This window comes from Achromobacter xylosoxidans, assembly GCF_014490035.1.
In the GTDB taxonomy this organism is placed as follows: Bacteria; Pseudomonadota; Gammaproteobacteria; order Burkholderiales; family Burkholderiaceae_B; genus Achromobacter; species Achromobacter bronchisepticus_A.
The window spans coordinates 2816600-2836321 of record NZ_CP061008.1 but is presented as its reverse complement, the minus strand read 5'-3'; the positions used below and the strand labels follow the sequence as shown (position 1 = coordinate 2836321).

Below are 19722 nucleotides of genomic sequence, written 5' to 3'. Positions count from 1 at the left end.
GGCGTATTGCGGCAGGTTCCGGGCCTAGCGGTAGGCGGCGGGATCGCCCGAGTCGGTGGGAGTGGCGACCACGCGCTTGAGCGCCTCGCTCATCGCCACGTTCAGGTTGATGCCCTTGGGCGGCAGCGGGCTGCGGTACCAACGGTCGTACAGAGCCTGGAACTCGCCGCTGGCATAGAGCGTCTTGATGGTGTCGTCCACCAGCGCCTTGAACTGCGGATCGTCGCGGCGCAGCATGATGGCGTAGGGCTCGATCGACAGGGACTCGTCGGACACCTCGTAACGGTCGGGCTGCTTGGCGTTGGCGATCAGGCCGTACAGCAGGATGTCATCCATCACGAAGGCGGCGGCGCGGCCGGTCTCCACCATCAGAAAGCCTTCCGCGTGCTCCTTCACGGGCACGATGCGCATGCCCAAGCCCCGCGTTTCATTCAGCTCGTTGATCTGACGGATGTTCGCGGTCCCGGAGGTCGACGCCACCACCTTGCCCTTCAGGTCGTCGATGGAACGCAACTTGGACGACTTCTGGCTGAGGAACCGGTTGCCGGTGACGAAGGTCGTGACCGAGAACGCCACCTGCTGCTGGCGGTCCAGCGTGTTGGAGGTCGAGGCGCACTCCAGGTCTATGGTGCCGTTGCCCATCAGCGGAATGCGCGTGGCGGAGGTGACGGGCAGGTATTTGACCTGGATGTCGCTGCGCTTCAGACGGGCCTGCACCGCGCTGACGATGCGATTGCAGATGTCGATGGAGTAGCCGACGGGTTTCTGGTTGCCGTCGTAGTAGGAAAACGGGATCGACGTCTCGCGATGGCCGATGGTGATCGCGCCGGTGTCAGCGACCTTCTTCAGCGTGCCGTCGAGCTGCTGGGCCGCGACGGGGCCCGCCATTGCAACCGTCAATGCCGCGATCAATGCCTTGATGGAAAGTGCCATGCTTTTCTCCTTGGGATTCATGTACTTGTGGGGTGCTGCGCAGGACTCGCCGCCGAGCGCGCCCGTCTCCCGCCCGTGGCGGGAGTGGCGGGCGCGGCCAGTCAACGTTGGGTATACAGGTTGAACACGCGCTGCACCGGCTCCTGGGCCGGCCCCTGGCGGCGCGCATACATGCAGATCTGCATCGGGACGGCGCAGCGCCGGTCCTTGATCGCGACGATCTCTCCCGCGTCCACCGACGCCCGGGCGCTGGACTCGGGCAGCCACGCCAACCCGACGCCGGCGCTGACCAGCGTGCGCGCGCCGTCCACGAAATCGGTTTCGCAGACGCGCTGCAGGACGGGACGTTGCAACAGGTCGCCGCAAGACAGGTCTACCAGCCGCCGGAAATAGGCGCCCTGGGCATGCGACACATAGGGGTAACGCGCCTGGGAATCGGCGTCGTACAGCGCGGTTTCGTCCACCGGCATCGCGGCGGGGCGGAACAGGCGCAGGAAGTCGGGTTCCATGCCGGTCCGCATATAGGCTTGCGGATCCAGCTGTATGTCTTCCGCCGCGTGGCGAAAGCACACCAGCAAGTCCACCACGCCGGCCGCCAGCCACTCGACCGAATCGTGCACATTGCCCACATGCAGGCGCAGCGACTCGACCCCGCTCTCTTCCTTCCAGCGGACGCACCAACCCGGGAAGTGCGAGGTCGCCAGGCAATGCGGCATCGCCACCCTGAGGACCGCGCCGTCATGGCCGGTGACGCTGGCCTCGCCGCGCGCATCCACCACCTTGCGCACGATCTCGGCGGCATTGGAACGGAATTGCTCGCCCGCCACGGTCAGCCGCAAGGGAAAGCAGCCCCGGTCGATCAGCGCCGCGCCTGCCCAGGTTTCCAGGGACTGGATGCGGCGGCTGAACGCCGACTGCGACACATGCCGCAGCTCGGCCGCCGTGGTGAACTGCCCGCATTCCGCCAAGGTCAGGAAATCCTGGAACCAACGTAGATCCATTGCAACCGCCGCGCCGTCAGAGTGAATGCGAGGCAGTATAGGGACCGCGCCCGGCGGGCTTATGCATAGTTTGCATAACGCGCCCACAGTCAGGGTTACTCCCGACTCTTCCGCCTAGGGCAGGTTTTCCCGAAAGATCACCTGGCTGCGCGCCAGTTCCACCCCGTTCATCGGGCTGCGCTTGTCGCGCAGGTTGCAGAAGATGCGCACGCAGCTCATCAGCGCTTCCATCGGGCTTTGCGTGATGACCGCGTCCATGGTGCCGTCGATCAGCAGCGCGCGGGTGTCGGGCGTGAGGCCGTGGCCGATGAAGACCACCCGGTGCTGCTGCCCGGCTTCCTTCAGCGCGCGCGCCACGCCGTCGGACGCGCCGCCGATGTTGTAGATGCCGGCCAGCTGCGGATATTGCTCCAGCAGTTGGCGGGTCTGTTCGTAGTTGCGCTGCGCGTCGTCGTAGCCTTCGCGCAGGTCCACCACCTGCATGGCCTGGAACTGTTCGGCGTACAGCTGCAGGAAGCCGCCTTCGCGCTCTTCGTGGGCGCGGTAGTGGCGCGACCCGGCGATCAGCGCCACGTGCGCCGCGCGCGACCCGATGAAGCGCGCGATCAGGTAGCCCGCGGTGCGCCCGGCGGCGCGGTTGTCCAGGCCCACATAGGCCACGCGGGCGCTGTTGGCCAGGTCGGAGATCAGCGTCACCGCCGGCACGCCCTGCTGCGCCAGCAGGTTGACCGCCTCGCGCACCGCGGGATGCTCCAGCGCCATGAACGCAATGCCGTCGGCGCGCTTGCCATGCTTGGCCAGCGCCTGCGCCAGCGCGTCCGGATTGAAGCTCTCCACGTACTCGACCTGGCACCTGGCGTTGAGCGGCGCGAAGTGCTCTTGCGCATAGCTGACGGTGTCGCCCAGCATGCGCAAGTAGCGGTTGCTGCCTCGCGGCAGCAGGAACACCAGCCGCAAGGGTTCGGGCGCCGCGGCCGCGCGGACCTCCTGCTCCGGCAGGTAATCCAGCTCGATGGCCGCCTTGAAGACTTTCTGGGCGGTGCTGGCGCGCACGCCCGGCCTGCGATTCAGGACCCGGTCGGCGGTCGCGGTCGACACTCCAGCGCGCTCCGCCACATCGGCCAGGCGTGCCAGCTTGCGTTCGGGAGGCGTTCGATTCACATCAAAATCCATCATTAATCAGGTTTGACGATGTTGGCAACGATTCACTATTGTCCAGTCTGCCGCATGGTACTGGCGCTGTTGTGGCACATCAAAAAACATCATAACCAAGATTATGGAGACAAGCATGAAGCTGCTGACACGCCGTAGCGCCCTGCGCCGCCTTTGCGCGGTTCCCGCCGTCGCCCTGACCTCGGGCTTTCCGCTGATCGCCCGCGCCGCCGACTACACGCTCAAGTACGGCAACAACCTGCCGGTCACGCACCCGCTGAACATCCGCGCCCAGGAGGCCGCCGAACGCATCCTCAAGGAAAGCAACGGCCGCGTGGACATCAAGATCTTCCCGAACAACCAATTGGGCGGGGACACCGACATGCTGGCCCAGGTGCGCTCGGGCGGCATCGACTTCTTCACCCCGTCCGCGCTGGTCATCGCGACCCTGGTGCCGGTCGCGGCGATCAACGCCGTAGGCTTCGCCTTCAAGGACTACAACCAGGTCTGGAGCGCCATGGACGGCGCGCTTGGCGCCCACGTGCGCGCCGCCATCGCGCAGCGCCGCCTCTACGCCTTCGAAAAAATGTGGGACAACGGCTTTCGCCAGACCACCAGCAGCAAGGCGCCGGTCAAGTCCGCCGCCGACATGGAAGGGCTGAAGATCCGCGTGCCGGTCAGCTCGCTGCCGATCTCCATGTTCAAGGGCCTGGGCGCCGCCCCTGCCAGCCTGCAGTTCAGCGAGGTCTATTCGTCGTTGCAGACCAAGGTGGTGGATGCGCAGGAGAACCCGCTGCCCATCATCCAGGTAGCCAAGCTGTACGAAGTGCAGAAGTACTGCTCGCTCACCAACCACATCTGGGACGGCTATTGGTTCATCGCCAACGGCCGCATGTGGGAAGGCCTGCCGCAAGACCTGAAGACCGTCGTGGCGCGCGGCATCAACGAGGCCGGCCTGGCCCAGCGCGAAGACATCAAGAAGCTCAACGCCTCGGTACAGTCGGACCTGGAGGGCAAGGGACTGCTGTTCAACCAGCCGTCGGCAGACAGCTTCCGCGAGCAATTGCGCGCGGCAGGCTTCTACAAGGAATGGCAGGGCCGCTTCGGCAACGAGGCCTGGACCCTGCTGGAGCAGGCCGTCGGCAAGCTGGCCTGAGGACGCGCCATGTCCTCCCTGTCCGCTCCCCACGCCGCGCCGCAGGCGCTGCCGGCCCACCCCTTGCGCCGCGCCGCCGGCGCGCTCGACGCGCTGCTGGGCAGCGTGGTCGAACACGTGGCCGCGGCCATCGTGCTGGTCGAGATCGCGGTGCTGTTCGCCGGCGTGGTGGCGCGCTACGCCTTGCACAGCCCGCTGGTCTGGTCCGACGAACTGGCATCCATCCTGTTCCTGTGGCTGTCGATGCTGGGCGCGGTGGTCGCCCTGCGGCGCGGCGAACACATGCGGATGACGGCGCTGGTCAACAACGTCAGCCCGGCGCGCCGCGCCCAGCTGGAAACGCTGGCGCTGGCCGCGTCGCTGGCCTTCCTGGCGCTGATCCTGGCGCCCGCCGTGGAATACGCGCATGAAGAACACTTCATCATCACGCCCGCGCTGGAGCTGAGCAACGCCTGGCGCGCCGCCGCGATTCCGGTGGGCATGGGGCTGATGGCGGTGGTGGCGCTGCTGCGCCTCCTGCGCACCCAGACCGCGCCGCAGATGCTGGCGGCGCTGGCGGGAGCCGCGGCCGTGGTCGCGCTGTTCTGGGTGGCGCAGCCCCTCTTCGCGACGCTGGGCAAGCTGAACCTGCTGATCTTCTTCGTGGGCATCGTCGCCGCCACGGTGTTCTCGGGCGTGCCCATCGCGTTCTCGTTTGCGCTGGCCACGTTCTCCTACCTGGCCCTGACCACCAACACGCCCATGGTGGTGATGGTGGGCCGGCTGGACGAGGGCATGTCGCACCTGATGCTGCTGGCGGTGCCGCTCTTCATCTTCCTGGGTTCGCTGATCGAGATGACCGGCATGGCGCGCGCCATGATCCAGTTCCTGGCCAGCCTGTTGGGCCACGTACGCGGCGGGCTGTCCTACGTGCTGATCGGCGCGATGTACCTGGTGTCCGGCATCTCGGGTTCCAAGATCGCCGACATGGCGGCCATCGCGCCCGTGCTGTTCCCGGAAATGCAGAAGCGCGGCGCCAAGCCCGGCGACCTGGTGGCGCTGCTGTCCGCCACCGGCGCGCAGACCGAGACCATTCCGCCGTCCATCGTGCTCATCACCATCGGCTCGGTGACGGGCGTGTCCATCGCCGCGCTCTTCACCGGCGGGCTGCTGCCGGCCGTGGTGCTGGGCCTGGCCCTGTGCTCGGTGGTGTGGTGGCGTTACCGCAAGGAAGACCTGAGCCTGGCGCAGCGCTTCAGCGCCCGCGAGATCGGACGCTTCTTCGTCATCGCCCTGCCCGCCGTGGCCCTGCCCTTCGTGATCCGCGCCGCGGTGGTCGAAGGCGTGGCCACCGCCACCGAGGTCTCGACCATAGGCATCGTGTACTCGGCCGTGGTCGGCCTGCTGATCTACCGGCGCTTCGACTGGGCCCGCTTGAAGCCCATGCTGATCGAGACCGCCTCGTTGTCGGGCGCCATCATGCTGATCGTGGGCTGCGCCACGGCCATGGCCTGGGCGCTGACGCAGTCCGGCTTCTCCGGCGACCTGGCAAAGCTGATGGCCGGCATGCCCGGCGGCAGCTACGGCTTCCTGGCCGTGTCCATCGTGGCCTTCATCATCCTCGGCAGCGTGCTGGAAGGCATACCCGCCATCGTGCTGTTCGGCCCGCTGCTGTTCCCGATCGCGGCGCAGGCCGGCGTGCATGAGGTGCACTACGCCATGGTCGTGATCTTCGCCATGGGCATAGGCCTGTTCGCGCCGCCCTTCGGCGTGGGCTACTACGGCGCCTGCGCCATCAGCCGCGTCGATCCCAACGAAGGCATCGGCCCGATCTGGGGCTACGTCGCCGCGCTGCTGGTGGGCCTGGTGATCGTCGCCGCCTTCCCCTGGTTCTCCATCGGTTTCCTGTGAGATCCGCGGCCCGCAGCGGGCCGCATCCTCCCGACATCCTCAAACCTCTCCCGCAAAGAATCCATCATGAGTCGTTTCCTGGGCGAAATCCGCCAACTCGGTTATGTGGTGCACGACATCGAAGCCGCCATGGACTACTGGAGCAGCACGCTGGGCGTGGGCCCCTGGTACTACAACCCGCGCGTGCCCATCGTCAACTACCAGTACGACGGCGCGCGCCACGAACCGCACAACTCGGTAGCGCTGGCCAACTCCGGCTTCGTGCAGGTCGAACTGATCCAGACCCGCAACGACGTGCCCTCCATGTACCGCGACTTCCTGCAGGCCGGCCGCACCGGGCTGCAGCACGTGGCCTACTGGACCGAAAGCTACGACGCCGACCTGGAACGCCTGCTGGCGCAAGGCTTCAAGCCCAAGATGAGCGGCGAAGTGGGCGAGAAAGGCCGCTTCATCTACTTCGACACCGAGTATCACCCGGGCACCGTGATCGAACTGTCCGAAGTCGCCGGTCCCAAGGGCCGCCTGTTCGACCTGATCCGCGACAGCGCCCGCGATTGGGACGGCAAGGACCCCGTGCGCCCCTTTCCCGACCTCAACCGGATCTGATTCCCTTACCCGCCACCGCCGCCATGAATTCCCAATCGTTTAGCGCCACCTACCTGATCGAAACCCCGCTGGACCCCGCAAGGGTCGCGGAGATCATGGCCGGCGAGCAATCCTGCGGCACCTTTACCCGGGTGCAGGGCGAAACCGACGAGCTGCGCGCCCGTGCCCGCGCGCGCATCGAGTCCATCGAGCCCCTGGAATCCGTGTCCGCGCCCAGCCTGCCCAACGCCTGGCTGGCGCGCCAGCCGGGCGGCATGCCCGGCCGCTACCAGCGCGCCCGCGTGCGCATCGCCTTTCCCGTCGCCAACGTCGGCGCCAACCTGCCGACGCTGGCTGCCACGGTAGGCGGCAACCTGTACGACCTGGGCGAAGTCACCGGGCTGCGCCTGGAAAGCATGGAGCTGCCGGCCAACTACCGCGCCCAATTCGACATGCCGCGCGCGGGCATCGCCGGCACGCGCCAACTGACCGGCGTGGCCCACGGTCCGCTGATAGGCACCATCATCAAGCCCAACGTCGGCCTGTCGCCCGAACAGACCGCGCACCTGGCGGCCCAGCTGTGCGCCGCGGGCGTGGACTTCATCAAGGACGACGAGGTCTGCGCCAACCCCGCCCACGCGCCGCTGGCCCAGCGCGTCGCCGCCGTCATGGCGGTGGTGCGCGCGCACCGCGAACGCACCGGGCGCCAGGTCATGGTGGCGTTCAACATCAGCGACGAAACCGACGCCATGCGCCGCCACGCAGACCTGATTGAACGCGAAGGCGGCACCTGCGTCATGGCCAGCCTGAACCATTGCGGCTACTCGGCCATCCAGACCCTGCGCCGCGGCACGCCGCTGGCGCTGCATGGACATCGCAACGGCTACGGCGCGCTGTCTCGTGCCCCCTTGCTGGGCGTGGGCTTCCAGGCCTACCAGACGCTATGGCGACTGGCCGGCGTGGACCATATGCACGTGCACGGCCTGCAGGGCAAGTTCGCCCAGGAAGACGCCGAAGTCGTCGAGTCGGCGCGCGACTGCCTGGCCTCGCTGACTCCCGGGATCGACGACCCCGTCATGCCAGCATTCTCGTCCGGACAATGGGCCGGCACCGTGCCCGCCACCTGGGCCGCCGTGCGCTGCGACGATCTGCTGTTCATGTCCGGCGGCGGCATCCTCGCCCACCCAGACGGCCCCGCCGCGGGCGTGCTCAGCATCCGCCAGGCCTGGCAGGCCATGCGCGACGGCGAGCGCCTGGAAGACTACGCGCGCAACGCGCCGGAACTGCGCCGCGCCATCGAGCGCTTCGGCGGCCGCGCATGAATTCAGCGGCGCAAGAAGAAACGCGGCCGCGGCTGGGCTGGTACGGCGACGACTTCACCGGCGCCACCGACACGCTGGCCGAAACCGCCCGCGCCGGCCTGCGCAGCCTGCTGTTCCTGGGCGTGCCCACGCAGGAACAACTGGAGCGCGCCGGGCCGCTGGACGCCATCGGCATCGCGGGCGCGGCGCGCGGCATGACGCCGGCCGACATGCAGGCCGAACTGCGCGCCGTGGGCCGCTACATGGCGGGCGCGGGCGTGCGCGTGCTGCACTACAAGTGCTGCTCCACCTTCGACAGCGCGCCGCATGTGGGCAGCATCGGCGCAGCCGTGCGCGAGCTGCGCCGCCACATGCCCAACCCGCTGGTGCCTATCGTGGGCGGGCAGCCCAGCATCGGCCGCTATTGCAGCTTCGCCCAGCTGTTCGCGCGCGCGGGGTCCGCGCCCGAGATCCACCGCATCGACCGCCATCCGGTCATGAGCGCGCATCCCGTCACCCCCATGCACGAGGCCGACCTGCGCCTGCACCTGGCGGCGCAGGGCTTGGCGGACATCCGCTCCTTGCCGCACACGGCCTACCCGCGCCTGCGGCGGGCGGCGGATGCGCCGCTGCTGGATGACTGGATGAACCAGGTCATCGACAGTACCGACGGGCCGCTGCTGCTGGATCTGGTCGACGAAGAACAGCTGGCCATCATCGGCCGCCTCATCTGGCGCGCGGCGTCCTGCCTGCCGCTGCTGGCGGTCGGCCCCAGCAGCGTGCAGCAGGCGCTGGCCCGCGCCATGCCAACCGGCGGCACAAGCGCCGCGGCCGCGCCGCTGCAAGCGGCCTCGGGTCCGGTGCTGGCGGTCGCCGGCAGCCTGTCTCCGGTCACGGCCAGGCAGATCGCCGCGTGCCGGCAGTACCAGCGCCAGCCGCTGCAGGCGGAACGGCTCTTGCGGGACCCTGCCTATGCCGCGCAACAGGCGCAGCTGGCCGCCGCCACGCTGGCACAGGGCCGCAACGTACTGGCGCACACCGACCGGCCCGCCCAGCCCCTCGCCCCGCATCAGACCGCTGCAACCGCCCGCGCCACCGGCCAACTGGTGGCGGACATCGTGCGCGCCAGCGCGCAAGCCGGCGCGCGCCTGTCGCGCATCGGCATCGCCGGCGGCGATACCTCCAGCCAGGCGACGCTGGCCCTGGGCGTCTGGGGCCTGGCGTTCCGCTGCGTGCTGGCGCCCGGCGTCACCGTCAGCCTGACGCGCAGCGACGACCCCGTGACCGACGGCATAGAGCTGATGCTCAAGGGCGGACAGATGGGCGGCGATCTGCTGTTCGATGAGTTGGCGTCGGGGCAGCGCTGAAGCGTGCGCGTCCGGGTTATGCTGCGCCGGTGCGCCCAGCCGGCGGGCGCCGCATCCCCAGGAGACTTGCCCACATGAACTGGCCGATACGCGCCTGCGCCATGGCCGCGATCGCCTTGTGCGCGTCCACGGCGGTTTCAGCCGCCGCCCCCGCCAATCAGGCCGAGTGGACCACCGGCGCAATGCGCAAGCTGCAGAGCCATCTGGAAATGCCCAAGGAGGCGTACGAACTTGACGGTCCCCTAAGCCTGCGCCTGCGCCTCACCGTCCTGCGGGACGGCAAGATCGACGCGGTGGACCTGGCCAGCTCCTCGGGCTATGTCGCCGTCGACAAGGCCGCGGTCCGCATGGTCCGGCGCGCCAGCCCGCTGCCCGCCTTCACCAGCGACATGTACGCCGACAGGCAAATCCTGATGCTGCCGGTGCGGTTCCAGATGATCGACGAGCCCGCCAGCGACGCCGAGCGCCGCTATGCCGACCGGACGCGCGGATTCGGCGTAGCCGTGCCGGCGGCATATCGGATCGTGAAGCACGGCAAGTCCGACGAATTCGACGTGCTGGTCGAGATCGTCCGCGCCAACGGCGCGCCGCAAGGCCCGGATGCGGCCGGCTATCTGTGCGGCATCGGCTTCAGCACGCCGCGCAAATCGCTGAAGACGCATCCCGGCGCCGAAGCGCCGCTCTCTGCCGCCGAGCGCATGGCCGCGGCCGAGGCGATCCTGGCCGCGCAGGGCGAATCGCCCGAGCAGCGCAGCGGCTTTGAGTTGCAAGGCGCCAAGGGCATCGACTATGTCGCGCCCGCAGGCGCCCGGCCGGATGGCACCCGCCTGCGGGAGTACAACGCGCTGGTGGATACGGCGACGCTGCGCGTGGCCATGCTCTGCACAGTGGCAAACGAAGACATGCCGGCAGCCCTGTCCGCGTTCCGCAAGATCCGGGACGGCATCAGCCTGGGCGGACAAGCGCCCGGACCCGCCGCGCGCTAATCCAGCATTTCGAAGTACGGCGCCATGCGCTCGCGCGACCTGAGGATGTGGTCGCGCATGGCATCCTGCGCGCCTTCAGCGTCACGCTCGTTCAGCGCCCGCACGATGCGCGCGTGCTCGGTCACGGCTTCTTCCGTAACCCGCGAGTGAAAACGCAGCCGGAACAGATGGGTATGCGCATACAACCGGGCCAGCGCTTCGGCAAGCAGCTCATTGCCGCTCTGTTCCGCGATCCAGGAGTGGAACTGCGCGTCCAGCACGGCGAATTTGCCATAGGCCACGCGCGCGTCATCGGCGCTCGGGGCGCTCATCGCCGCAGACAGCGCCGCCAGTTCCTGCAGTGACGCGTCCGTCATGCGTTGCGCCGCCAGCCCTGCCCCGAATGGTTCCAGCTGCAAACGCAATTCGTACATCTGCTCGAAACGCCTGCGCGTAGGCATGGGCGCCGCGCTGTATCCCACGTGATGCGTCTTGACCACCAGCCCTTCGGTTTCAAGCCGGATCAGCGCGGCGCGTATCGGCGTTTGCGAGACGCCTAGCTCACGCACCAGCGCATCGACCGCGATACGCATGCCGGGCGCGATCTTCAGGGAAATGAGCTGCGACAGCAGCGTTTCATAGACCTCATCGCCCAACGACCGCACGCGCTCGCCCAGGCGCTGGCCGGCCGCGGGCAGGGTCGAGAGTACGGCTGCGGAACCGCGAGAGAGTGTCGTCATGGTTGTTTCACCCTGATTTGCCAACTATGTGTTGACGTCCAATTTGTTACGAGGTTAGCATAAATCAGATCGTATTTCAGATCCGATCGGATTTAACAACTTAACGACACTATGACGACAACGATAAAAATGGGGGAGGCACGGCAGGTCTGCATCCGCGCACTGGAACTGGCCGGAACCCCGGCCGACCACGCCGCGACGCAGACCGACCTGCTGCTTGAAGCCGAATTGCGCGGCCGCGCGTCCCACGGCCTGTTGCGCCTGCCGCGCATCATCGAACGCATCCACAACGGCGTGGCCGACCCGAAGACCCGCGGCACGGCCGTCTGGCGCTCCCCAGCCTTCCTGGACATGGATGGCGAGCGCGGCCTGGGTCCGGTGATCGCGCTGGCAGCCCTGGAGCAGATCCGCGAACGCGCCCGCGAGACGGGAATCGCCATCGCCGCGGTCAGCAACAACAACCATATCGGCATGCTGGCGCTCTACGCGGAAAGAGCGGCGCGCGAAGGCCAGATCCTTTTGGCCCTGTCGACCAGCGAGGCCCTGGTCCATCCCTGGGGCGGCCGCCACGCCCTGATCGGCACCAATCCTATCGCCATCGGCGTGCCCACCGCGGACGAACCGTTCGTGCTGGACATGGCCACCAGCCAGGTCGCCATGGGCAAGATCCACGACTACGCCAACCATGGCCGGCCGCTCGATCCGGGCTGGGCGCTCGACGGCGCCGGCAACCCCACCACGGATGCCGAAGCTGCCAAGGCGGGCGCACTGGCCCCCTTCGGTGAAGCCAAGGGTTACGCGCTGGGCCTGGCGTTCGAGGTCCTGGTCGCCAGCCTGACGGCATCCGCGCTGGGCAATGCCGTCAAGGGCACGCTGGATTCCAGCGAAATATGCAACAAGGGCGACGTCTTCATCGCGATCGAGGCTGGGTCGGGCGGGATTGCCAGCCGCGTCACCAGATACCTGGATGACATCCGCGCCTGCCCTGCCCTGCTGCCCGGGCGGCCCGTCGCGGTGCCAGGCGATCGGGCGCGCACCGAACGCCGCCTGCGGCTGGATAGCGGCATGGAACTGGCCGACGAGGTCTGGCGCCGCATCCTCGATCTCGCGCAACGCACCGCCTGAATTTCCCAAGACTCCCCTTCAAGGATCCACAATGAGTGAATTGTTTGGAATCATGCGCGCACCGCGCGCCGTGCTGTTTGGCAACGGCCAGCGTCTTGCGCTGGGCCGCGTCGCGGCCGCCCTGGGCCAGCGCGCGCTGATCTGCACCGACGAGCGCTTCGCCGCCACGGCGGAAATGTCCGAACTGCTGGCCACGCTGGAAAGCGCCGGCGTGCGCGTCCAGGTGTACGACCGCACCCAGCCGGACCTGCCCGTCGAGGGCGTCTACGAATGCGTGGCAGCGCACGGCGCGTTCCAACCACAGGTAATCGTCGGACTGGGTGGCGGCAGTTGCCTGGACATGGCCAAGCTGGTCAGCCTGTTGCTGACGCATGGCGGGAAGGTCTCCGATTACTACGGTGAATACAAGGTGCCTGGCCCGGTGTTACCCGTGATCGCGCTGCCCACCACATCGGGCACGGGCTCCGAGGTCACGCCAGTCGCCGTGCTGGCCGATAGCGCCCGCGATCTGAAGGTGGGCGTCTCCAGTCCGCACCTGATTCCCCACACCGCCATCTGCGATCCTGAACTGACGCTGACCTGCCCCAAGGGACTGACCGCCATCGCCGGCGCCGACGCCTTGACCCATGCCATCGAGGCCCTGACCGCGGTCCGCCGCAGTCCGGATGCCGACATTGCGCAGACCCGCGTATTCGTCGGCAAGAACGCCTTCAGCGACCAGCAGGCGCTGATTGCCATCCGCGCGCTCGCGTCCTATCTGCCCCGCGCCGTCGACGACGGCGCCGACCTCCATGCCAGGGGCCAGGTCATGGCCGCGGCGCTGGCCGCTGGCCTGGCCTTCGGCGTGGCGGGCACCGCGGCGGCGCACGCCATCCAGTACCCGATCGGCGCGCTGACGCACACGGCGCACGGCGCGGGCGTGGCAACCCTGATGCCCTATGTCATGGATTTCAACGCAACGGCCTGCAGCGCCGACTATGCGGCCATCGCTACGGCGATGGGGGACACGGAAACCGATCCCGCGCGCCTCGCCGCCCGCGCGCCGCGCCATGTGTATGACCTGTTCTCGCGCATCGGCATCCCTGCGACGCTGGCCGGACTGGGCGTGCGCGCCGACCAGCTCGAATGGATCGCCGCGCAGTCCATGCTGGCCGCGCGCCTGGTCACGAACAACCCGCGCCCGCTGGATCAGGACGGCATCGCCGCCATCGTGGCCGCCGCCTACGCGGGACACGGCTCGTTTCGCGCATCTTGATAACCCGCCTTCCACCCACATCCGGAGCTGACGCATGACCATCGAGGCCAACAAGCTGTCCACAGACCTTTACATCGACGGCGCCTGGCGCGCCTCCACCTCGGGCCGTCGCATCGACGTGTACGACCCGTCCACCGAACAGGTGATCGCCAGCGTGGCGGACGCGACGCTCGAAGACGCCGCCGCGGCCGTGGACGCAGCGGCGCGCGCCGCCGCCGGCTGGGCAGCCACGCCCGCGCGCCAGCGCGGCGAAATCCTGCGCAAGTGCTATGACCTGATGATCCGCGACGCCGACCATCTGGCACGTCTGATTTCCCAGGAAAACGGCAAGGCGCTGACCGACGCGCGCGGCGAGGTCGCCTACGCCGCCGAGTTCTTCCGCTGGTTTTCCGAGGAGGCGGTGCGCATCAATGGCGATATCAGCGTGTCGCCCAGCGGCGCCAGCCGCATCATCGTGCAATACCAGCCCATAGGCATCGCATTGCTGGTCACGCCGTGGAACTTCCCCGCAGCCATGGCCACCCGCAAGATCGCGCCCGCGCTGGCCGCCGGCTGCACCTGCATCCTCAAACCCGCCACCGAGACCCCCTTGACCGCCTACGCCGTCATGCGCCTGCTGGAAGAAGCCGGCGTGCCTGCGGGCGTGGTCAACGTACTGACGACCTCCTCGGCGGGCAAGTTCGCCAACGCGGTGCTGGACGATCCGCGCGTGCGCAAGCTCTCCTTCACCGGCTCGACGGAAGTGGGCCGCGTGCTGCTGCGCAAGGCGGCGGATTCCGTCATCAGCTGCTCGATGGAACTGGGCGGCAACGCGCCGTTCCTGGTCTTCGACGACGCGGATATCGATGCCGCCGTGGAAGGCGCCATGATCGCCAAGATGCGCAACGGCGGCGAAGCCTGCACGGCGGCCAATCGCTTCTACGTGCAGCGCGGCGCGGTCGAGGAATTCAGCGCCCGCTTCGCCGTACGCATGGCCGCGCTGAAAACCGGCGACGGCGTCGATCCCGGCACGCAATGCGGCCCCTTGGTCAATGCGGGCGCGGTGGACAAGGTGGCATCGCTGGTGGCCGACGCCGTCGCCAAGGGTGCGCGGATCAAGGCCGGCGGCAAGCGGCTGGACCGCGCCGGTCACTTCTACGAGCCCACCGTGCTGGTGGATGTGCCCGCCGATGCCGACCTGCTTGCTGAAGAAATCTTCGGTCCCGTGGCGCCCATCGTGGCGTTCGATACCGAGGACGAAGCCGTGGCCTTGGCCAATGCCACCGAGTATGGGCTGGTGGCATACGTCTATACGCGCGACCTGGCGCGTGGACTGCGCGTATCGGAACGTATCGAAAGCGGCATGATCGCCCTGAACCGCGGCCTGGTATCGGATCCCGCGGCGCCCTTCGGCGGCGTCAAGCAAAGCGGCCTGGGCCGCGAAGGCGCGCACCATGGGCTGCTGGAGTTCATGGAAGCCAAGTACATATCGACCAATTGGTAAGCCCTGACGGCCGCGTCCCGGACGCGGCCGTCCCTCTGATTGCAAAACCCTCACGAGGAGACAGCCACACATGGCTAAGTATGAAATTGCGACCATCGACGGCGATGGCATCGGTCCGGAGGTCTGCCAATCGGCAATCACCGTACTGAAGGAAGCCTGCGGCGCCGACCTGCTCTCATTCAGCAGCTACGACGGCGGCGCCGATCACTACGTCAGGTCGGGCCAGGTTTTGCCCGACGACACCTACGCAGCCTGCAAGGCGGCCGACGCCATCCTGCACGGCGCGGCGGGCATGCCGGGCGTGACCTATCCCGACGGCACCGAAGTCGGAAACGACCTGCATCTGCGCCTGCGCTTCCGGCTGGACCTGTACGCCAACGTGCGCCCGATCCGCCTATACCAGGGCGTCGATTCGCCGCTCAAGCATTTCAAGCCCGGACAGATCGACTACGTCATCGTGCGCGAAAACACCGAAGGCCTGTACGCCAGCCGCGGCGGCGGCATCGTGCTGCGCGACGAAGTGGCGACCGACACCATCGTCGTCACCCGCAAGGGCATCGAACGCGTCGCCCGCTTTTCCTTTGAGCTGGCGCGCCAGCGCAACGGCGCGCCGCGTGACGGCAAGCGCCGCGTCACGGTATGCGACAAAGCCAACATCCTGCGCACCTACGCCTTCTTTCGCGCGGTCTGCGATGACGTGGCCGCCAGCTATCCCGACGTAGAAATCGATTACGCCTATGCCGACGCCATCACGGTGCACATGCTCAAGCGGCCGGATTTCTATGACGTGATCGTGGCGGAAAACATGTTCGGCGACATCATCTCCGACCTGGGCGCCGCCACGATAGGCGGCATGGGCCTGTCGGCCTCCGCAGAACTGGGCGACACCCATGGGCTGTTCCAGGGCGCGCACGGATCCGCGCCCGACATTGCCGGCCAAAACGCCGCCAGCCCACTGGCCACCATCCTGTCGGGCGCGCTCATGCTGCGCTGGCTGGGCGACAAGCATGCCGATGCCGCGCTCTCCGAATCCGCGCAACGCATCGAGCGCGCGGTCGAACAGGTGCTGGCCAAAGGCGACCACGTGCCGCGCGACCTGGGCGGCACGGCAAGCTGCACCGACATGACCGACGCCGTCTGCCGCGCGTTGTCGCGCTGACGGCCAGGCCGATCCCCACCTAGAAAAGAGAATACGAGGAGACACCCCATGCTACGCATCACCCCCTTCCTGTGCGCCGCCCTGACCGCGGCAGCCTTTGCCGCTCCCGCCGCCGCCCAGGACTATCCCAGCCGCGCCATCACGGTCATCGTGCCCTTCGCGCCCGGCGGCACCAGCGACACGCTGGGCCGCCTGGTGGCCACGTCGCTGTCCAAGCAACTGGGCCAGACGGTGGTCGTCGAAAACTCCGGCGGGGCCGGCGGCCTCATCGGCATGCAGAAGCTGCAGAAGAGCGCACCGGACGGCTACACCCTGGCCTTCAACAACATGTCGCTGGCGATCCTGCCGCATCTGCATCCCAAGGCCAACTACGATCCGCAAAAGGAATTGGCGCCCATCGGCATCGTCGCGACCGTGCCCATGGTGCTGTCGGTCAGCAACAAGAGCGGCATCCAGGATCTGCCCGCCATGCTCAAGCGCATCCGCGACGCGAACGCCGTCAAGCTCAACCTGGGCTCAAGCGGGCCGGGCAGCACGGCGCACCTGGCCGAGGCCATGTTTCTACACTTCGCCGACGCACGCGGCGAACTCATTCCCTATCGCGGCACAGGTCCCGCGCTGACCGACTTGATGAGCGGCATGATCGACGGGGTCATCGACCAGACCGTGACTATGCTGCCGCTGCATCAGGACAAGCGCGTCAAAGCCATTGCAGTGACCGGAACTGCGCGCCTGACGCAAAGTCCGGACATCCCCACCTTTGCCGAGGGCGGGCTGCCTGAGTTCGATCTGGCTATCTGGAATGGCCTGGTGGCGCCGGCTGGCACGCCGCAGCCCGTGGTCGAAAAACTGGCCGCCGCCCTGTCGCAAGCGATAGACACCCCCGAGTTCAAGACTCGTCTGGAACAATTGGCGGCGCAAGCGCCTACCACGCAGGAACGCGGCCCCATCGCATTCTCCGATCTGCTCAAGCGCGACTCGCAACGCGTATCGTCGCTGGTCAAGAGCGCGAACCTGCTCGGCGCCAATTGAACGCCGCGGGCGGCCTCAGCGCCCATGCCAGTACCGCCGCCCGCGCTCACGCTCTGCCCATACCTCCAGCCCCCCGGCGCCTGAAGTCGCCATCACCGCGCCGTCGCGGTCGCTGCGCCAGAACGCCGCGCCGGCGCGCGTCCACCGCAACTCCACCGCCCGGGCCGGATGGCGGAAGCGGTTCAGATGCCCTGCCTGCGCGATCGCATGGCCGGCGGCGGACGCGTCCACCAGATCCCGGCCCGAGGACGATGCCGAACCGTGATGCGGCGCCATCACCACGTCGACCTGGGGCAATGCCTGGGCCAGCGCATTTTCCTGAGCCACGCCCACGTCGCCCGTCAGCAGCAGCGCATGCGATGTACCTTGCACCAGCAGCACGCAGCTATCGGCATTGCGGCCCTCTCCCTTCTTGCCACCGCCATCGGCAGGATTCAGGAAGGTGAACGCCACGCCGTCCGCCTCCCAACTCATGCCGCGCTGGCAACGCCCCATGTCGGCGGGCAATGGCGGCGCGGCGCTGCCGGCTTGCGGCCACATCCGGATATCGCGTCGCAGGAACGCAGCCAGATCGAACGATGTGTAGCTGCGCCCAGCCGGAACCGCCGCCAGCACCGCGCGCAATCCGCCCACGTGGTCCAGATCGGCATGCGACAGGACCAGCACGTCCAGCTGCCGGATGCCCCGCGCCAGCAGGAACGGCGCGACGACGCGCTCGCCCGCGTCGCTGCCGCCGTAATGACGCGGCCCCGCGTCGAACAGCAAGGCCTGGCTGGCCGTCTCAACCAGGATGGCGCTGCCCTGCCCCACATCCATCGCGCTCATGCGCCAATATCCCGGCTCGGGCCGGTCGGGCCGCCAAAACAGCAACGGCAGCATGCAGAGCCACCCCAGATGCCTGCCCGGCCACCCGCGCACCTGTAGCGCCCACGCCATGCCCGCCACGGCCAACAGCAGCCATGGCCATGGCGCAGCCGCAACCGGCATGCTGGCCCACGACGCGTTGCCCACCCAGGACACCGGCGCCATGGTCAGGTCAAACGCCTGCAGACCCCATCGCCCGGCCAACTCGGCCAGCCCCTGCGCGCCCGGCAAGACCGACAAGGCCGCGCACAGCAAGGCCAGCGGCGTCACGATGAAGGTCACGACGGGGATCGCCACCGCATTGGCCAGCGGCGATCCCAGCGATACCTGGTGCACCAGGTAAGCCAGCAAGGGGGTCAGGCCCACGGTCACCATCAGCTGCAGGCGCGCCGCCTGCGCCAGCCTGGCCGTGCAGCGCCGGCGCCAGCCGGCTTCGCGGTCAATCGGCGCGTCTGCGATGCGCAGTAGCACCGCCACCGCGCCGAACGACAACCAGAATCCCGCCGACACCGGCGCCCACGGATCCAGCGCCACGACCGCCGCAGCCGCGCACGCCAGCACCCGGCCGCCCGACAGCGGCAAACGCGACACCGCGGCCGCCAGCACCACCGACAGCATGAAGAACGTGCGGCGCGCCGGCACGCCCCAGCCGGCCAGCAGGCAATACAGCAGCGCGACCAGCGCGGCCGCGGCCCCGCCCGCCACCCGCGCAGGCACATGCTCGGCCAGCCCCGCGCCGCGCCACCGTCCTCGCCGCCACAGCGCCGCCACCAGCAACCCGGCGATGCCCGCGATCGACGTCACATGCATGCCGCTGATCGACACCAGATGGGTAATGCCGCTGCGGTTGAACAGCAGCCAGTCCTCGCGCGCCACGCCGGCCTGGTCGCCAATGGCCAAGGCGATCATCACCGGCGCGTAGCGATGCTCTCCCAAGGCCGCGCGCAAGCCCTCCCGCACGCTGTGGCGCGCCCGCTCAATGGCGATGCCGGGCGTCGCCCAGGGCCGGTCCGCCAGCAGCCTGGGCTGCCCGCGGACCGTAGCTACCGCCCGTATCCCTTGCGCGAACAGGCGCCCTTCCACATCCGGTCCGGCTGGATTCAACAAGCCGTGCGGACGCCGCAACACCAGCGCCATGCGCCAGACCTGGCCGGGCTTGATTTCGGGAAGCAGCGCCTGCGGGCCGGGCGGCGCCTGCCAGGCGACCTGGATGCGCGAGGGAATGCCGGGCGGCGCAGGTTCGTCGAGTTCGGCCAGAAAGCGCTGGCTGCGCTCGTCGCCAGCGGGCAGGCTGGCCACGCGCAGTGCCAGGCGCGACACGGCGTCCTGGTGCTCGTCCGACAGCGCGTCGTCCAGCCTGGCTCGGGCTTGCAGACTGGCGTCCAGCGAACCCGCACACACGCCCAGCGTCAAGGCGGCAAGCTGGCGCGCCAGACGAGGCCGCGAGCGCAGGCAGGCAACCAGTGCAAGCAGGCAAGCCCCTGCCAGCCACCATGCGGCACCTGCGCAGGGCGGCCGCGGGGATACCTGGACCAGTCCCGCGCCAGCCACGAACGCGACGCAGAATATTCGGCCAGTGATAGCGATCTCCCAAAACCGGGGAGCGTAGGCGCATGCATTGCCGCACGGGCATGAGAGTGACCGGATTTGCCCACCTCGGCTGGGCGCAGGTGCAACCAGCGTGCCGCCGCACGCGATATTTCCTGTATTGTTC

General features: G+C 68.2%; 16 protein-coding genes. 11 read left to right on the top strand and 5 right to left on the bottom strand.

What is annotated here, in order from left to right:
- Positions 1-24: 24 nt before the first annotated feature.
- The 3 genes from IAG39_RS13310 to IAG39_RS13300 all read right to left on the bottom strand — a co-directional run bounded on the left by IAG39_RS13310 (position 25) and on the right by IAG39_RS13300 (position 3110).
- A complete protein-coding gene (locus tag IAG39_RS13310; RefSeq protein ID WP_118934859.1) occupies positions 25-933 on the bottom strand; it encodes a transporter substrate-binding domain-containing protein in 909 nt (302 codons plus the stop codon).
- 101 nt (positions 934-1034) lie between these two features.
- On the bottom strand, positions 1035-1934 hold the full coding sequence (locus tag IAG39_RS13305) for a LysR family transcriptional regulator (protein ID WP_059373425.1): 900 nt from the start codon (positions 1932-1934) through the stop codon (positions 1035-1037).
- A 114-nt stretch (positions 1935-2048) separates the two neighbouring features.
- The gene (locus IAG39_RS13300) at positions 2049-3110 is read right to left on the bottom strand and encodes a LacI family DNA-binding transcriptional regulator (protein ID WP_059373427.1); all 1062 of its coding nucleotides are present in this window, start codon (positions 3108-3110) and stop codon (positions 2049-2051) included.
- A 112-nt stretch (positions 3111-3222) separates the two neighbouring features.
- Between IAG39_RS13300 and IAG39_RS13295 the strand changes: the two genes are divergently transcribed.
- The 6 genes from IAG39_RS13295 to IAG39_RS13270 all read left to right on the top strand — a co-directional run bounded on the left by IAG39_RS13295 (position 3223) and on the right by IAG39_RS13270 (position 10371).
- The gene (locus IAG39_RS13295) at positions 3223-4242 is read left to right on the top strand and encodes a TRAP transporter substrate-binding protein (protein ID WP_054456226.1); all 1020 of its coding nucleotides are present in this window, start codon (positions 3223-3225) and stop codon (positions 4240-4242) included.
- A gap of 9 nt (positions 4243-4251) precedes the next feature.
- Positions 4252-6132, top strand: coding sequence for a TRAP transporter large permease subunit (locus IAG39_RS13290; RefSeq protein WP_059373429.1), 1881 nt, complete (start codon positions 4252-4254; stop codon positions 6130-6132).
- 66 nt (positions 6133-6198) lie between these two features.
- Positions 6199-6738 carry a VOC family protein gene (locus tag IAG39_RS13285; RefSeq protein ID WP_059373431.1) on the top strand — a complete coding sequence of 180 codons (540 nt, stop codon included), beginning with the start codon at positions 6199-6201 and terminating at the stop codon, positions 6736-6738.
- A gap of 23 nt (positions 6739-6761) precedes the next feature.
- On the top strand, positions 6762-8039 hold the full coding sequence (locus tag IAG39_RS13280; protein WP_118934861.1) for a ribulose-bisphosphate carboxylase large subunit family protein: 1278 nt from the start codon (positions 6762-6764) through the stop codon (positions 8037-8039).
- Positions 8036-9385, top strand: coding sequence for a four-carbon acid sugar kinase family protein (locus IAG39_RS13275; RefSeq protein WP_118934863.1), 1350 nt, complete (start codon positions 8036-8038; stop codon positions 9383-9385). The genes IAG39_RS13280 and IAG39_RS13275 overlap by 4 nt, the downstream gene beginning before the upstream one ends.
- A 74-nt stretch (positions 9386-9459) precedes the next feature.
- Complete coding sequence (locus IAG39_RS13270; RefSeq protein WP_118934865.1) at positions 9460-10371, top strand: energy transducer TonB; 912 nt, start codon at positions 9460-9462, stop codon at positions 10369-10371.
- Here IAG39_RS13270 and IAG39_RS13265 read toward each other — a convergent pair.
- Complete coding sequence (locus tag IAG39_RS13265) at positions 10368-11090, bottom strand: GntR family transcriptional regulator (RefSeq protein ID WP_118934867.1); 723 nt, start codon at positions 11088-11090, stop codon at positions 10368-10370. The two genes, IAG39_RS13270 and IAG39_RS13265, sit on opposite strands and share 4 nt — an antisense overlap.
- Positions 11091-11201: 111 nt before the next feature.
- On the opposite strand from IAG39_RS13265, the gene IAG39_RS13260 reads away from it, so the two are divergent.
- The 5 genes from IAG39_RS13260 (at position 11202) to IAG39_RS13240 (ending at position 17144) form a co-directional block, all read left to right on the top strand.
- The gene (locus IAG39_RS13260; protein ID WP_223283248.1) at positions 11202-12215 is read left to right on the top strand and encodes an Ldh family oxidoreductase; all 1014 of its coding nucleotides are present in this window, start codon (positions 11202-11204) and stop codon (positions 12213-12215) included.
- A gap of 31 nt (positions 12216-12246) precedes the next feature.
- A complete protein-coding gene (locus tag IAG39_RS13255) occupies positions 12247-13470 on the top strand; it encodes an iron-containing alcohol dehydrogenase (protein ID WP_118934871.1) in 1224 nt (407 codons plus the stop codon).
- Between the two features lie 34 nt (positions 13471-13504).
- Positions 13505-14953: an NAD-dependent succinate-semialdehyde dehydrogenase gene (locus IAG39_RS13250; RefSeq protein ID WP_187523944.1), complete on the top strand. Its 1449-nt coding sequence runs from the start codon at positions 13505-13507 to the stop codon at positions 14951-14953.
- A gap of 70 nt (positions 14954-15023) precedes the next feature.
- The gene (locus IAG39_RS13245) at positions 15024-16112 is read left to right on the top strand and encodes an isocitrate/isopropylmalate dehydrogenase family protein (protein ID WP_118932658.1); all 1089 of its coding nucleotides are present in this window, start codon (positions 15024-15026) and stop codon (positions 16110-16112) included.
- Between the two features lie 48 nt (positions 16113-16160).
- Entirely contained in the window at positions 16161-17144 is a 984-nt protein-coding gene (locus tag IAG39_RS13240) for a Bug family tripartite tricarboxylate transporter substrate binding protein (RefSeq protein WP_059373444.1), read from the top strand.
- A gap of 15 nt (positions 17145-17159) precedes the next feature.
- Here IAG39_RS13240 and IAG39_RS13235 read toward each other — a convergent pair whose 3' ends face one another.
- Entirely contained in the window at positions 17160-19559 is a 2400-nt protein-coding gene (locus tag IAG39_RS13235; RefSeq protein WP_262422100.1) for a DNA internalization-related competence protein ComEC/Rec2, read from the bottom strand.
- Positions 19560-19722: the final 163 nt, after the last annotated feature.